Genomic DNA, 14,614 nt, shown 5'->3' with positions numbered 1-14,614 from the left:
TGCGGCGGGCTCATCCGTCTCCTCACATCAGCCTTCACGGCCTCGCTGTAACGACGCATTGATCTGCTCCATCAAGCCCCCGGGTGTGCGATTGAAAGGGGTGTCATCTTTCCTGAAAGCGGGGGCCTTCAGCGACCGCTAGATAGCCCAAGGGGCTACCCAGTATTGCTGTGTTCTATTCATGCAGAATGGATCTAGGTAAAAGCAATAGCTCCATCCACTCCAATGACGAGAGTGCCATTAAGAAGATTCACGCTGTCCCCAGAAGTGGCACTGCCGATCCGTTCAATTCCTTGAAACGTCAATACAGCAATAGAGCCAGAGCGCGTCATTACGCCTTCCGAAATCTGGTAAGTCCCAGGGTCAAGCAGCAGTCGATCAGTGCCTGCCCCGCCATTCACGTTGACATCGCCAAAACCCAAGATGGCATCGTTTCCATTCCCTAAATCAACGATGCCACCACCTGTAAAACCTCCTAAGATGGCATCAACCGTGTCATTGCCTTCTCCCATACTGATAAACCCTTCGTTCCAGATGGCCGCCCCTTCTGCTCCTCTCACTCGACCCACAAGAGAATCATCATCTGCACCAGCATCAATGGTTCCCTGATTAAAAACACCAGCTGAGCCGCCTATGCCGACAATCTGATCAGCACCAGACCCAGCGTTTAGAATGCCATTGTTGATGTTAGAGATTCCATACCCACCAAGACTCTCGCCCTCCACAGCGTCGCCGTCTCGACCCATAAAGACTGAGCCGCCATCATTGAGCAAGCCCGAGGAGTCTCCATCAAGTGAACGCGCAATCAATCGATCGGACCCATTAGCAAAGTTAATCAGGTTAGAATTAACAACCCCAATCCCATTCTCACTATTGCCAATAAGGAGATCATCGCCTACATCAGTGAATATAGTTCCGGCGTTAGAAACGCCATCTCCATTATCAGCTTCTCCCGCGATTGTGTCATCCTCGGAGCCAGTGAAGATGCGGCCCGATTCACCAATTGAGATACCAAGGCTATCACCAGTGCCAACCACAGAGTCATTTCCTTCTGATGTCTGAATCAGTGATTCGTTCTGGATGCCGCAAGCCCCCCCTATTCCAACAACTTGATCAGACCCTTCGTCAGTATTGATTCCACCTTGGTTAAAGATTCCATAGCCAGCGCCCTCACCTTTAACAAGGTCGTTACCCGGGCCAGAGCCAATCAACCCACTATTCAGGTTAAAGATTCCATATTGGCCGCCCTTGCCAATGATGGCGTCATCACCCCTTGCCAAGAAAAGATTTCCACCGTTGTTTTCAATGCCAGCATCAGAAGTACTTGATCCTCTAACTGTGTCATCACCAGTACCACCATCCAGCAACCCACGATTATCAATTCCATCATCACCCTCGCTGCTTGCATTAACGATGTCATCACTGTCACCTAGAAAGATCACCGATGAGTTGATGATTCCATCACCATCTCGACCGATCGCCCTGATCGCATCGGCCCCAGAGGCCATATTAATGAGGGAGTCATTGAATAAACCAGATGTAACGCCTTCGGCCAGCAATACATCTTCCCCTCCTCCAAAGATAATGGAGCCAGAGTTGGTTACACCGAAGCCAGAGCCGCCTCGCCCAGCCAACACATCATTTCCATCACCTGTATTGACGATACCTAGATTGAAAATTCCGTTTTCGGACGCGCTTGCAGCAAATCTGTCATTACCTGTTCCAGCTTCCAGCGACCCTTCAACCGTCAGGCCCGTTCCAAGCGAATCCGTTACTCTGATGACATCGTCTCCAGCCAGAGTGGTGACGGCTTCACCTAGAGGAATGAAAAGCTCTTCCTCAGTAAATTCATACAAGTTCGAATTTTCATTGAAGCTTAACAATGCGAGATTAATGCTCATTTCAACTAACTCAAATCTTCTTTACTTTACGCATTTTTTACCATACTGCCTTTCCCGCAACGAAGCCTGTGTTCAAACCAAGGCGTTCCGGATTCTTAACTAGAAGTTAATTGTTACAGGACTATTGCAAAACCATGCAAGACACCGATGGTTAAGTTCTGATTTAAGTGTGGCGTCGTGGATTGTTCTGAAAGCTTCACTAGGAACCAGCCTTGGTGGCCTTCCGCCTCCATTGGCCGTGAAGCAGGAGTGGCTCCCTTCTTCAACGAGGTCGATCGCTCTCTCTTGGATCACACTGATTCAGCAAGAACAGATTGGTTACTCGACACTACGAGTATCTCCAAAGACACACTCCCAACTCTTCAATCTATATCGGGAGTGAAGGTTGCTGGATCGAATCTGGAAGATCAGGTTCTTGAGGCTTATTATTCTATTAAAGCCGCATTCACTCAGGACGAAATTGACGCCATCACGGGCACGCCAACCTCGATAGAAGGTGGTGAAGGTATGATTTCAGCTCGATTCCAGGAGCATTCTTGGATCACAGATGATGGCATCGTTCATATTCTGCCCAACACTGGCGAGCTTACACTATACACAGCTGTGAATGGAGGGGAGAGCTGGGATTCTTCGGTAGTCCTGCCAGGCTCAGATGCCTCCTCAACGTCCGATGGTGTATTGATTGGGGACGAGTTGTACGTTGCATTTTCTACTGACTTTGGATCCATTGCCTTCTCTCAGCTTGCTTACTCTGATAGTGATGCTTCCTGGGAGATAGAAGCCACCGTCGATGTTGCTCGAGATCGATCAATGATCTACGAGAGACCGTCCGTTGCAAAGTCTGATGATGGAACTCTATTCGTTTCCTATACGGCAACTAACCGATTGACCGGTGACGTTAGCTTAATGGTTTCCTACAGCATGGATGGTGGGGCAAGTTGGGTCAGGCCCCCCGCACCATCCCAAGCTCAACTGGTGATGGCCCAATTTCGGGGGAAGTCATTGTTACTGACAGGGGAGTTGGCTTGCTCTATAAAGATGGGCTGACATTGAAGTGGGCTGAATTCGCCTATCCAGACAGCACTGGATCTCGTATTACGAATCAAGTATTAATTGAGCTTGGCAACGACCAGCGCGATCCCAATGCGACCCATTTCAGCTCTGTAACCGATCCCGAAGGAAATATCCATGTTGCTACCAACAATGGAGAGGGACAGGTTGTCTATCTTCGCTATGATTCTACTGCTAACACTTGGAGCGAGCCAGAGGAGATTGTTAACTACCGAAGCGGCGACTACATGCAAATGAGCATAGCAGATGACGGCACACTCTATATTACTTATAACGCTAGAATAGGTCTTAATACAGTAGCCGAGGTCAGCTCCAGCTCTAATGGTGGTGTGACATGGAGTGTTGTGGCCAGGCTCAGCCAGGATGAAGTTGAGCAATCAGGGAACGTAAGGGTGGAAACTCCTGGATACATTGATGATGAGCTTCCTGTCTTTCAGCAAGTACAGTCGTCTCGAGATGATCAGAGTTTAGTCTTCTACGAAGTAGGTTAGCATGCTCGATTAGCAGTTTGGCGCTTTTTTCATCATTCTCGCTTACGATAGAAGCCCGAACCGCTCACAGATAATGATCGCAGATCAGCTCCACTAAGCCGAATAGCCGGCCTATGATCTCCGCACGTAACAGCGCGAGTATCGTCATCCGTTCGCGTTAGACAGTTCTTCCGTCCCCGTGGCGGCAAACTCTATAGCGATCATCGGTCGATTAGGATGAGATGGGTCTGATTCGCGACACAATCACAGTCACCCAGAGTTCAGCCAATGCATTGAATGTGCTGGCAATGGATCCGAATAGCTCTGGGAGCCTCTATGTGCTTGTACCTACTGGCTGCAGCTTCTCATGGGGAATGAGGTGGCCAGAGGCTCCCCATGCACGCTCTTGTGTGATCGAACTGCTGCAACCAGAGAATTTGCTATCACGCCGTTGCGGCTGCTCCCTTTGTGTGGAGTGAGTCCATGCGTCACTATCTCAGGAGGCCCTACTCAAGCCTTATCTTGTTGGCGCCATTTTAGATTGGCTCGGGATTTCACTCACAGGCCCCCAGTGCCACTCCACTCTTTGTGCCCTTTCGAGAAGCCCAATGCTATGGGAATGCCTTTCACCAGGAGTTAGGGCAGAGATGGTTTCGGCAATCAGGCCATGATTCGTTCCTTCTGCCTGGAGCCGAGAGTAGCCAAACACATCAAAGTCCACAGCATACAGAGTATTCGCGAGATTTACTTCCTCCGGAGTGACGGCCTCGGTGTTGCCGGCAGGATCTTGGTCTGCAAGATTCTTGGACGCCAGATCTTCGACTTCTGGCGGCAAATTCAGCTTTTGCGCAAGATTGCACACGTCGGTTCGTAGGCTTTCGCAGCGTACAATATGGTCAACCCACGGTTCTTGCCCATAGTGAGAGAACCAGTGCATTGGCATTGAGTGAACGAACCGAGGATCGCGTAGACCGTGCCTGACCGGTACTTCTCGCATGTAAGTTGATCTGGATAACATTGTGGGCCCACTTTGATTTGCAATTCGTTCGTCTTCTTTGGAGTACTGACGACAATACTCCTTGATCGCAGAGCGTAGTCGTTGATAGGGATTGCGCACTGCAGCGATGACGGTGTAGTTTCTTAAAGAGTGGTAAGCAGGGAAATGGATTAAATCATCAATGGGCAGGTGGGCCAAGTCAACGTGCCGTTTAAGCTTTTGACTGTAGGCAAAGCTGAAGTAGCTTTCCATATCCTCAGGTTTTGAGCCAGCAGAAAAGACTGCACGCAACTCTTTGCCTGCGCACTTCGGGATATGAAGAAAGACCAATCTGAGATCGTGCCTAATGATCATCGTCGAACGATTATTTCGTGTTGCAATTCGATGATGATAGAGGCTTCCCTTGCCATTCTTCAGATCCAAAGCAAGCTTCGAAACAAATGATCCAGTCCTTCTGGAGCCTCCCAGGGAAACTCAGCAAAGGGCATCGCATTGACTGAGCCATGACCCTGCGATCGCAGGGAAGGGCTGGATTGATGGGGGTCCTGCGGCTTGGGTTGGTGCCTACCAGCACGAGCACGATCAGGCAGCGCTCCAAGCGTCAAAAGGTCATGGCGGAGAGGATGAAGGTGCCGCCTGGCATGCGCTGCTTGGTCTTGGCGAACCTCTTGACTGACATGGCACGAGTGAGGCCAACAGGGAAGCAGGAAGACCACAAGGAAGGTTCCGAACCATTCATTTCGGCCTGGTCAAGCCGCTGGCCAGCCCCTGCGTACCGCTCACTCAACCAGATTGTTGGGCACCAACGACGGTCACACAACAGGCGAACTCCCGTATCTCTTCCCCCATTTCCAGCAGCCTCCTGAGCGTGTCCAAAGAGGCATCACGTCCGATCCTCACCCCTCGTCCCAACCGAATCCCTGATCGTCCCAGGCTTTCGGATCTTCGAGCGGTTCCAGGTGGGTGAGCACGTGGGTGCGTGGCAGCGCCTGGGCGATCTCCCTCTCCAGCCGGTCGCAGAGATCATGGCCGGCCTGCACGGTCCAGTGGCCTGGCACGAGCACGTGGAAGGCCACGAAGCGGCGTGAACCAGCCACGCGTGTGCGCAAGGCGTGGAAATGCAGCTCCGGCGTGGCGTAGGCAGCGAGCAGGTCTTCCAGTTGTTTCTGGTCGGGCTCGGGCAAGGCCCGATCGAGCAGTCCGGAGGCGGTTTCGTGCAGCAGCTTCCAGCCGGTGACCAGGATGTTGAGCGCCACAGCAATGGCGATCAGCGGGTCGAGGATCGTCAGACCGGTGAGCTTGACCAGTCCGATTCCCAGCACCACACCGAACGAGGTCCAGACGTCGGTGAGCAGGTGGTGGGCATCGGCCCGCAGCGTGATCGAGTGGAAGCGACGCGCCGCCCGCAGCAGCAACCAGGCCACCAGGCCGTTCAGGGCCGTGGCCACCAGAGAGAGCGCCAGGCCGATGCCGAGTTGCTCCAGGGGCTCCGGGTGCTGTAGTCGCCCCACGGCCGCCGTGATGATCGCCAAAGCCGCCACCACGATCAGCACACTCTCCAGCCCGCTGGAGAAGTACTCGGCCTTGAAATGGCCGTAGGGGTGAGAACGGTCGGCTGGCTTGGCGGCGAGCGTGAGGGCCCAGAAGGCGCCGAGCGCCGCCACCAGGTTCACCCCCGATTCGATCGCATCGGAGAGCAGCCCCACCGACCCGGTGAGTTTCCAGGCGGCGGTTTTGAGCACGATCGTGGCCACGGCCGCCCCTACCGAAACCAGGGTGTAGGTGCGAGGTGAAGCGAATCCCATTGATACCGGGCGCGGTGGCAGAAAGGCGCTCCCTGGCGATGCTGATGCCGCCGGAGAGGATTGCCAACCACCAAGGGTGCTCTGCGATGCAGGGCCTGAAGTGGCGGTGACGCCTCAGGCGTGGGTGCCGCTTCTTGCGCAGGGTTCAGCCCGTCTGCCGGCTCTGCGGGTTGAGCTCGGCGGAGCTGCCCGCGCCACTCACGGCCTGGCGCGCCAAAGGTGGCGGAGGTGAACACCATGACCAGCACCATGGACACCACCGAGAGGCTGCGGGTGACGGTCAGCAGCGACGTGCGGGAGGCGGAGATGTCGAAGCTGGGGGAGTCGGTGCAGCTGGACATGGAGTGCGGCGACGTAGCAGGGCGATGGGACGGTGTCGTTCTCCCCTTTGCTGGGACCATCTGCCTCCGTTGGCCCGGCTGCAGGCGCGGAGCCTTACCCGGAGCGAGGAGGGAAATCGGTTGCCGCCAGAAGGGATGGACTGAGTCCATCAACACCACGATGGGGTGTCCATTCACCAGAAGCCGAGAAGGCGGCTGTGACATCCTTCCTTCCTCATTCGTAACCACGCAGGAGTTGCAATTCTGAACGGGTCGTTCTGCTTCTGCTTCTGCTTCCTTTCGGTGAGTGCAGGCTCTGGGAACAGCCTGATCGTGGCTGCGGATCCCCACGCGGCTCCGTTGAGGTGCCGCAATCGGGACCCGAGCGCGGCAGCAGACATCTCCCCACCCCAACCGGTCGGCCGCGTCGGTATGGGGCGAGGTCTATGCGTTGGCTGCGTTCGGGCAGTCCAGCGCGGTTCCCTTGGATCCCAGGTTGATCCAACAGATTGGTGCAGATCACAGCTGAGCCTTCCAGGCTCACGCTTGCCGTGCTGACAAGCACTGAGGCACGGGCGTGGCGTGATCAATGGGCGCTGAAACCTGCTGCTGCCACAGGGATTAAGGCGATGCAGGCTTCCGGTGTTGCGTGCGGTAGGGTTGGCTCGACGGGGCGTGGCGCAGCTTGGTAGCGCGGGTGCTTTGGGAGCACTAGGTCGCAGGTTCGAATCCTGTCGCCCCGATTGACTTTTCAGGGATGGGTGACCACCTCCGGTTGGCCATGGGATGGACGGAAGCCCATCGGACTTGAGGTAACGCCCTCTCCTGGACGGAGATCCGTACCCCCCTTCGCCGACGCAGGCTGTGGAGCAGTGGCAACAGTTCCAGAAGGCGGGCTTGGGCCGTTTTGAGCGGCAGTGCTAGTTCAGATCACTCCGTCAGGGCTAGGAGCCTGTTGCGCGTAGACCAACAGGCTCCTAGACGTAAGCGGCCCGGCCTGGCGTCTTCAGGCGTGATATCAGGCCGGGCCACTGATCCTGGCTCAGCCCATTCCGGCCTTGCCCTTGACGTCTTCAACAGCATTCCGGCCTTTAGCCTCAGCCTGCTTCGCCTTACCGGCGAGGCGATCTCCCTTGTTGCCAGTGACCTTGCCAATCGATTCCTGGGTCTTGCCCTCGATGTCCTTGGCGCCAGCCTTGACGCGCCCGGCGGTGGAGGCCAGGGGCAAGGGGGAGGCGCTGAGAGTGAAGGCTCCTGAGGCCTGGGCAGGAGCGCTCAAAGCCGGCGTGGCGATCAACACCAGCAGGCTGAAGACAAGGCCAAGGCAAGTGGCGGCTAACTGGCGCAGAAAACGAAAGTGGTGCTTCATGGTGACGATAGCGAGGGTGGAAAGAGGTTTAGTGCAATGAAAAGAAAACCTGTGGCAACCAATACTGCATGTCCAGGGTTGTTCAATGGTCAGTAACCACTGATTACTGGACTCAAATCATAATGATCTGAGCAGAACATTATGATTAACGCTGCTATTCACATTGCGCTGCGCCGGCCGGTGAGGAAAGAGATCACGGCAAGCACGAGAAACACAAGGAACAGGATCTGAGCGATGCTCGCAGCTGATCCGGCGATACCGCTGAAGCCCAGGACCGCAGCGACGATCGCAATGACAAAGAAAGTAATGGCGTAGTTAAGCATGACGAAGCTCCTAAAGTGTGTTGATCAGCTGAGCAATCTCTATTTAGTTGGTGGCGTCGCGCACTGTGTCTTTCAGGTCTTCCATGGCATGTTCACCGCTGGCTTGGGCTTGCTTGACCTTGCCTGCTAGCTGATCCTTCTTGTTACCAGTGATGTTGCCAGTGGCCTCCTGAACTTTGCCTTCGATGTTCTTAGCGGTGGCTTTCATGTCTTTTCCCATACCCATGACTGACTCCTTTGTGGATGTGCACATCCATGTGATATGGATGTGCTCCAAGTCTGCTCATGAACACGAGCATTGATTCGCCAATGGTCTTTCGTCTTTCTTAAGCTCTTCTGCATTAAGTCTGCAGGATTGGTAAGTTTATTCATCTATATTCTGATATGGGCAAATTGATGCGCATCGTCAGCACATCTGCTTCATTTCAGTGAATCCGTGCAGGGCACTCCCCGAAACCAGCCATTACGCCTCCACTTCCCCATGAAGGAAGGATTGGGTGCAGCTAGGAGTTTGTTGCCCGTAGACCGCGGCCAGCCTCTCCACAGAAGCCCCTGAAACCGCCCAGATCTAAGTTGCTGCAATCAATCTGGGCGAGAGAATGGGGTATGCCCAAGACCTTCCGCCCCTGGCAGCCAGAGCAGACCACCCGCTGCCGCCATCACCCAGTGACTGGCGCTTAGAAGACCATCAGGTGTATTCATGCTGGATCTGGTGGATGAGCTGGATCTCTCACAGGTCCTGATCCCTGCTCAAGCCAAGGATCCCCGCGGGGAGAAGGGCTTTACCCCCAGGATGTAGCCGGCAGGCTTCCGCGAAGCGGTTGACGCTGCTGCTGCTCGATGCGTACTGCGTGGGCATCGTCTCCTCCCGCAGGATCGAGCGCGCCTGCTACGAGGACCTGGCCTTCCGGGTGCTGACGGCCAACCAGCAGCCAGACCACAGCCGCATCAGTGAGTTCCGGCGCCGCAACCTTGACGCGCTCACTTGACGCGCTCATGGGTCTGTTCGTTCAGATCCTGCGGCTCTGTCAACCAGCCGGGATGGTGAGCCTGAGCCATGTGGCGCTGGATGGCAACAAGGTTCAGGCCAATGCCTCCAAACATAAGGCCGTGAGCCATGAGTGGATGCTCAGGGCGGAAAGGGATCTCGAGCAGGAGATCAACGCCTTGTTGCGCAGGGCCGAAATCCTGGATGCCCAGGAGGATCGTCGCTACGGCAAGGGGAAACGTGGCAGTGATCTGCCTGATGACCTGCGCCTGGCGCTGGAGGCCTGGGTGTGCCAGCAAAGCGAACAAGCTGGCTACGGATCAGGTCTTGGGCTCCTGAGGTACCGGCGGAAGCCGCCGCTCAACCTGCAGAAACACCAGCCAGGCCAAGCCGGCGCCGATGCCGCCGGTCCAGTCACTGCGCAGCAGCTCCACGATCGAGATCGTGCTGGCGCCAATACGGAGGCCACGCAGTAGGAAGCGGCCCAGCTTCTCAAGGTTTAAGGGCATGAGCAGGTGCTTGAGCTTCAGGTTGGCGGGAGGCTAGAACCCGCCAGCAGCTAGGCGATCAGCGCAACCAACTGCTCCGTCCGATCCAGGCGTTGCTCCAGGTGCTGCAGCTCAGGGCCGCCGGCCTTGCTGCAGGCCATGCCGTAGCTCCTGCCGCTGGCTGCCAACTGGCCACTGGATTTGCCGCCCTTGGTGCCGTTGACCGGGAGGGCGCTACGCAAGGGGGGACTATCGGGATGGCTGAGCAGGATGTCCACCTGTTGAAGCTTGGGGCCACTGCTGAGGCCCTTGATGCCGCGGTGAAGGCGCTAGTGGATGGATCGTATTAGCCTCAGTCGCTATCAATAAGCTATGATCATCTTCTCAGTGCGCACTTATGGCGACTGCCTCAGTCTTGTGTGGTGGGCTAGAGGATGTGCGCTTCTCTGGAGGCCAAGAAATGAATCGACTCCTTCATGCCGTTGGGGCCATCGTTGTTGTTCCATACGTTGTGCTGGCACTCTTCTTTCTTTGCATCGGTGAGGTTGCACGAGCAAGAGGCCTTGGTGCCCTTCTTGAGATCGCCTGGAACAGCCTTGACTGGTTCGCCTGGGGTATCTACGTAGCCCCTGCCCTTTGGGTCTGCCTTGTCGCCACAGGTTTTATTCCAAGCCTGCAAAGAGCAAGCTCACTTTGCCTGTGCCTGCTTGCCGCTGTCAGCTTCCTTGTGGTTGTCACCTTGTCTTCGAATCAAGTTGGCATTGGCGAGTTCATTTTCCTGCTCCCATGCATCGGCGTTGCCGCGACAAGCGCTTGGCTATTCGCTCAGACTAGTCGCAAGACGCCGTCATCCTTTACTTCTGCAGACTTCTAAGCAGAGCTCAAGGCCAGGGTCGCGTCGGTAGATGTGGAAAACTCTGGGCGGCTGTTCGGCGGTACTTGGACGATTTGCAGACATTCTGCCGACGTGAATCGTTCAGATCTGCTGTGGCACCGGTCTTCGGTCCATTCACAGGAGGCCCTCCGTTGCGACGCTTCGGCGTGAACCAACCAGACCAGACACAGCCCTGGACCGCGGCAGAACGCTCGCGGCTTCAACAGCTCCAGCCGCACTGGCTCAGGACAGGCCATCCGCAGACCTTGCCAATGGAAAGGTCTCAGGTGAACCACCACCCGAGACCCCTGCCCGAAGGCACCACCACCGTGAAATGCTGGTCCTCGACAAGTATGCCCGCTTGCTGGCATCGCGCCGGCGCATGGCATGACCATCCCCGTTCAGAGGCGGGCGGATCTGTGCAGCGGCCTTAGCTTCCGGCCGTACTGCCAAAGCCCCGGTGCCGGTCACTTCCCGCCTCCCCCGCCTGCAGATGGTTGCCGGCCTGCTGGCCGCCAGCCTCGCCACAGGCTTCGCCGCGGCTCCCGCTGCACGGGCGGCGGCAGCGGCCCAGCGGATCACACCGCAATCCCTCACTGCCGCCCTGGCGCGCCTCGATGGCCTTGCCACGTCCATGCAACGCCGCACTGGCGTGCCGGGCATGGCGATCGCGGTGGTGCACAACGATCAACTGGTTTTTCTGCGTGGCTACGGCGTGCGCAAGGCGGGGCAGGCAGGAACGGTCGATCCCGACACGATGTTCCAGCTGGCCTCCCTCTCCAAGCCGGTGGCCAGCACCGTGGTGGCGGCCCTGGTGGGAGATGGGGTGGTGGGCTGGGACGATCCGGTGCTGCGCACCCTGCCTGAGGCCCGCATCGGTCCGGCCGGCACGGCACCAGATGTGACCCTGCGCGATCTGCTCTCGCACCGCAGCGGTCTGCCTGATCATGCCGGCGACGACCTGGAGGATCTCGGCTTCGATCGCAACACGATCCTGTCCCGGCTGCGTTTCCTGCGCACCAACAACCGTTTCCGGGCCCACTACGCCTACACCAACTTCGGCTTCACCGCCGCGGCAGAGGCGGCTGCCCGTGCCGGTGGCAGCAGCTGGGAGGCGATCTCGCGCGAGCGGCTCTACAAGCCCCTGGGCATGACGCGCACCACCTCCAGCCATGCCGCGTTGATCGCCGACGCCAACCGTGCCCGCCTGCACGTGCCCACCGCTCAGGGCTGGGTGGCGCGCTTCGATCGCGATGCCGATGCGGAATCTCCCGCTGGCGGGGTGAGCGCGTCAGCGCGGGACATGGGCAGCTGGCTGCGCTTGCAGCTCAACGGCGGCCGCTTTGCCGGCAAGCCCGTGCTGCAGGCCGCTGCCCTGGCCGAAACCCATCGCCCGCAGGTGATCAGCACCCCACCGGCGGATCCAGCCACCGATGCGGCCGGGCTCTATGGGCTCGGCTGGAATGTGGGCAAGCACGGAGCAGGGCTGGTGCAGCTCTCCCACTCCGGTGCCTTCTTCCTTGGTGCCGCCACGGCTGTGTATCTGTTGCCTGCCGAAAAGCTCGGCATCGTGGTGCTCACCAACGGCCAACCGGTGGGCCTGCCGGAAGCGGTGGCGCTCAGCTTTCTGGATCTGGCGGTGGAAGGGGAGGTCAGCCGTGACTACCTCCCCTTGCTGCAGGGCATCTTCAAGAGCATGAGCCAGCAGGACTACCCCGCCGTGGTGGCCCCCGCTGTCGTCGTGCCGCCGCTGCCCCTGGAGCGCTACGTGGGCCGCTACAAGAACGACTACTTCGGGCTGCTCGACATCCGCCGCAGGCCCGACGGCCTTGAGCTGCTGATCGGCCCGGAGCCGCAGCGCTTCCCGCTCACCCCGGTGAGCGGCAACACCTTCTCCTATCAACCCCGCGGCGAGAACGCCTTTGGCCCTGCGGCCGTCACGTTTCAGGCCGGCGCTGGCGGAGTGCCCACGACCGTGTGGGTCGGAAACCTCGATCGCAACGGTCTGGGACTGTTCATTCGCCAGAAACCGTGACGTTTTGACAGCTTTACCGCGATGCTTGGTCAGCGTTTCACGGCATTCCCTTGTTCAATGATGGCCACGATGGTGCGCCCCAGCTGCCGCCGCTGAACCGCCAGCAGCTGGAAACCCTGCTGGCGGCGCTTGATCCCCGGCTCGATGGTTTCGGCAAGGGAACCTCCTGCCTCGACGATGCCGCCGCCTTCCTGGCGCGCCTGTCGGCAGAACCTGCCGCTGCGAATGGCGCCGGCACCAGCGGTAACGGAACGGGCAGCAGCAACGAATCCGCACCGCTGCAGGTGTGGCTGGAGGCCTGGCGTTCCGCGGGCGGCAACCGCCAGACGCTCTCACTGATGGTGCGGATGCTGCTGGCGCAGGCCGGCGAACCGCATAGCTCACCAACTAGCGCCTGAGCCCAGGGGGCTGCGGCGTCGCGGTCGCCGCTCAGAGCGAGCCGGCCAGCAGCTGGCGGATCAGGGCCGGATCCACGTCGTTGCGGATCACCACATGGCCGATGCCGGTGGGCAGCACGAAGCGCAGCTGCCCCTGGTTCACCTTCTTGTCGCTCTGCAGGGTCTGCATCGCGGCCTCCACGTCCAGCGGCGGCAGAACCAGCGGCAGGCCGGCCTTGGCGATCACCGCCCGCTGGCGTTCCTGGTCGGCGGCTTTCCACAGGCCCATCGCCAAAGCCAGCTGACCGACGGCCTCCATCCCCATCGCCACCGCTTCGCCGTGGATCACGGTGCCGTAGCCGCAGAGCGTTTCCACCACGTGGCCGAGGGTGTGGCCGTAGTTGAGGATCGCCCGCAGGCCGCCCTCCCGTTCATCAGCTGCCACCACCCGGGCCTTGGCGGCAGCCGAGCGCTGCAGCAGCCGCTGCAGGCGGGCCGGGCCGATCGCCTCGAGGCTGGAGAGATCCGCCGCCGACTCCAGATCGGCGAACAGGATCGGGTCACCGATCACGCCGTATTTGATCACCTCCGCCATGCCGGCGCGGAACTCCCGCTCCGGCAACGTGGTGAGCGTGGTGGGATCCACCAGCACCAGCTCCGGCTGGTGAAAGGCGCCGATCAGGTTCTTGCCGCCGGGGTGGTTCACGCCAGTCTTGCCGCCGATCGCCGCATCCACCATCGCCAGCAGGGTGGTGGGCACCTGCACCACGGGGACGCCGCGCAGCCAGGTGGCGGCGGCGAAACCCGCCATGTCGCCCACCACACCGCCGCCCAGCGCCACCACCAGGGATCGCCGCTCCAGTCGCTGCGCGTAGGCCGCGTCGTGGATCTGGGCAACGGTGGCGGGGGTCTTCTGCTCTTCCCCCGCGGCGATCACCAGCCGGGTGGTGTGGAAGCCGTGCCGCTGCAGGCTGGCCAGCACCCGGGCGCCGTAGTGGTGATCCACCTCAGGATTGGTGACCAGCAGCACCTGGGTGCCGGCCGCGAAGCCCCGTTCCTCCAGCAGACCGCCCAGCGCCTCCAGCGCCCCTTCACCGATCCGCACCGTGTAGGGATTGCTGGCCAGCGCCACCTCAATCGTGCGCAGCGGCGACCCCGCCACCACTCCAGGGCCAGGCGTGCGGTCGGATCGGAAGCTGGTGGGCTGGCTGGAGGTCATTGCGGAGACCCTTCGAACGGAGGGGGGTCTGATCGTGCTGAAGGTAAGGCGCGGCTCCCTGCGGCCGGCTCAGCTGTCGCTCTTGAGCAGGCTCAGCAAGGCGCTGCCATAGCGCTCCAGCTTGGCAGCGCCGATGCCGCTGATCGCCGCCAGTTCCGCGATCTGGAGCGGCCGCCGCGCGGCCAACTCCACCAGCGTCCGGTCATGGAACACCACATAGGGAGGCACCGCCTGCTCACGCGCCTGTTCCCGCCGCCAGTCCTGGAGCCGTTGCAGCAGCTCGAGATCGGCGCCCTGCCCGTCGGCCCCGGCCCCGGCTGCGCCTGCGGCCCCGCTCAGCGCGCCGCTGCGTGCCCGCGAGCGCCGCTCGTGGCGCG

At 59.1% G+C, this 14,614-nt stretch carries 17 protein-coding genes and 1 tRNA gene; 7 read left to right on the top strand and 11 right to left on the bottom strand.

Annotation, left to right across the window (positions count from 1 at the left end; all coding sequences use genetic code 11):
- Window positions 1–194: 194 nt before the first annotated feature.
- The gene (locus KBY86_RS15035; RefSeq protein ID WP_255141726.1) at window positions 195–1,901 is read right to left on the bottom strand and encodes a hypothetical protein; all 1,707 of its coding nucleotides are present in this window, start codon (window positions 1,899–1,901) and stop codon (window positions 195–197) included.
- A 249-nt stretch (window positions 1,902–2,150) separates the two neighbouring features.
- On the opposite strand from KBY86_RS15035, the gene KBY86_RS15030 reads away from it, so the two are divergent.
- Window positions 2,151–2,948: a hypothetical protein gene (locus KBY86_RS15030; protein WP_255141725.1), complete on the top strand. Its 798-nt coding sequence runs from the start codon at window positions 2,151–2,153 to the stop codon at window positions 2,946–2,948.
- The gene (locus KBY86_RS15025) at window positions 2,927–3,463 is read left to right on the top strand and encodes an exo-alpha-sialidase (RefSeq protein WP_255141724.1); all 537 of its coding nucleotides are present in this window, start codon (window positions 2,927–2,929) and stop codon (window positions 3,461–3,463) included. The genes KBY86_RS15030 and KBY86_RS15025 overlap by 22 nt, the downstream gene beginning before the upstream one ends.
- A 496-nt stretch (window positions 3,464–3,959) precedes the next feature.
- Here the strand turns inward: KBY86_RS15025 and KBY86_RS15020 are convergent, their stop codons facing one another.
- Entirely contained in the window at window positions 3,960–4,862 is a 903-nt protein-coding gene (locus KBY86_RS15020) for a sulfotransferase family 2 domain-containing protein (protein WP_255141723.1), read from the bottom strand.
- Between the two features lie 473 nt (window positions 4,863–5,335).
- Window positions 5,336–6,244, bottom strand: a complete 909-nt coding sequence (locus tag KBY86_RS15015; protein ID WP_094510563.1) for a cation diffusion facilitator family transporter — start codon at window positions 6,242–6,244, stop codon at window positions 5,336–5,338.
- A gap of 989 nt (window positions 6,245–7,233) precedes the next feature.
- On the opposite strand from KBY86_RS15015, the gene KBY86_RS15010 reads away from it, so the two are divergent.
- A tRNA-Pro gene (locus KBY86_RS15010) sits at window positions 7,234–7,307 on the top strand.
- 299 nt (window positions 7,308–7,606) lie between these two features.
- Here the strand turns inward: KBY86_RS15010 and KBY86_RS15005 are convergent.
- The 3 genes from KBY86_RS15005 to KBY86_RS14995 form a co-directional block, all read right to left on the bottom strand.
- Entirely contained in the window at window positions 7,607–7,861 is a 255-nt protein-coding gene (locus KBY86_RS15005) for a CsbD family protein (protein WP_315855874.1), read from the bottom strand.
- Window positions 7,862–8,091: 230 nt separating this feature from the next.
- Window positions 8,092–8,256, bottom strand: coding sequence for a DUF1328 domain-containing protein (locus tag KBY86_RS15000; protein ID WP_255141722.1), 165 nt, complete (start codon window positions 8,254–8,256; stop codon window positions 8,092–8,094).
- 43 nt (window positions 8,257–8,299) lie between these two features.
- A complete protein-coding gene (locus tag KBY86_RS14995; protein WP_233132746.1) occupies window positions 8,300–8,464 on the bottom strand; it encodes a CsbD family protein in 165 nt (54 codons plus the stop codon).
- A gap of 613 nt (window positions 8,465–9,077) precedes the next feature.
- Between KBY86_RS14995 and KBY86_RS14990 the strand changes: the two genes are divergently transcribed.
- A complete protein-coding gene (locus KBY86_RS14990; RefSeq protein WP_255141721.1) occupies window positions 9,078–9,245 on the top strand; it encodes a transposase in 168 nt (55 codons plus the stop codon).
- Here KBY86_RS14990 and KBY86_RS14985 read toward each other — a convergent pair.
- The 3 genes from KBY86_RS14985 to KBY86_RS14975 are packed head-to-tail and all read right to left on the bottom strand — an operon-like array spanning window position 9,238 to window position 9,974.
- Complete coding sequence (locus tag KBY86_RS14985; protein WP_255141720.1) at window positions 9,238–9,552, bottom strand: hypothetical protein; 315 nt, start codon at window positions 9,550–9,552, stop codon at window positions 9,238–9,240. The genes KBY86_RS14990 and KBY86_RS14985 overlap by 8 nt on opposite strands.
- 12 nt (window positions 9,553–9,564) lie before the next feature.
- A complete protein-coding gene (locus tag KBY86_RS14980) occupies window positions 9,565–9,753 on the bottom strand; it encodes a hypothetical protein (protein ID WP_255100924.1) in 189 nt (62 codons plus the stop codon).
- A 50-nt stretch (window positions 9,754–9,803) separates the two neighbouring features.
- Complete coding sequence (locus tag KBY86_RS14975) at window positions 9,804–9,974, bottom strand: hypothetical protein (protein WP_255141719.1); 171 nt, start codon at window positions 9,972–9,974, stop codon at window positions 9,804–9,806.
- Between the two features lie 218 nt (window positions 9,975–10,192).
- On the opposite strand from KBY86_RS14975, the gene KBY86_RS14970 reads away from it, so the two are divergent.
- The 3 genes from KBY86_RS14970 (at window position 10,193) to KBY86_RS14960 (ending at window position 13,039) form a co-directional block, all read left to right on the top strand.
- A complete protein-coding gene (locus KBY86_RS14970; RefSeq protein ID WP_255141718.1) occupies window positions 10,193–10,606 on the top strand; it encodes a hypothetical protein in 414 nt (137 codons plus the stop codon).
- Between the two features lie 460 nt (window positions 10,607–11,066).
- Complete coding sequence (locus KBY86_RS14965; RefSeq protein WP_255141717.1) at window positions 11,067–12,641, top strand: serine hydrolase; 1,575 nt, start codon at window positions 11,067–11,069, stop codon at window positions 12,639–12,641.
- Window positions 12,642–12,691: 50 nt separating this feature from the next.
- On the top strand, window positions 12,692–13,039 hold the full coding sequence (locus tag KBY86_RS14960; RefSeq protein WP_094510516.1) for a hypothetical protein: 348 nt from the start codon (window positions 12,692–12,694) through the stop codon (window positions 13,037–13,039).
- 31 nt (window positions 13,040–13,070) lie between these two features.
- Here KBY86_RS14960 and aroB read toward each other — a convergent pair whose 3' ends face one another.
- Both aroB and KBY86_RS14950 read right to left on the bottom strand, forming a co-directional pair.
- Window positions 13,071–14,183 (bottom strand): 3-dehydroquinate synthase, encoded by a 1,113-nt coding sequence (aroB, locus tag KBY86_RS14955; protein WP_255141727.1) that lies wholly within the window; start codon window positions 14,181–14,183, stop codon window positions 13,071–13,073.
- A gap of 123 nt (window positions 14,184–14,306) precedes the next feature.
- On the bottom strand, window positions 14,307–14,614 hold a 308-nt coding region (locus tag KBY86_RS14950), incomplete at its 5' end, for an HRDC domain-containing protein (RefSeq protein ID WP_255141716.1).

It is taken from the genome of Synechococcus sp. Lug-A, assembly GCF_024345655.1.
GTDB lineage: Bacteria > Cyanobacteriota > Cyanobacteriia > PCC-6307 > Cyanobiaceae > MW101C3.
Note: the sequence above shows the minus strand (reverse complement) of the source record. Positions and strands in the feature narration are given on the sequence as shown.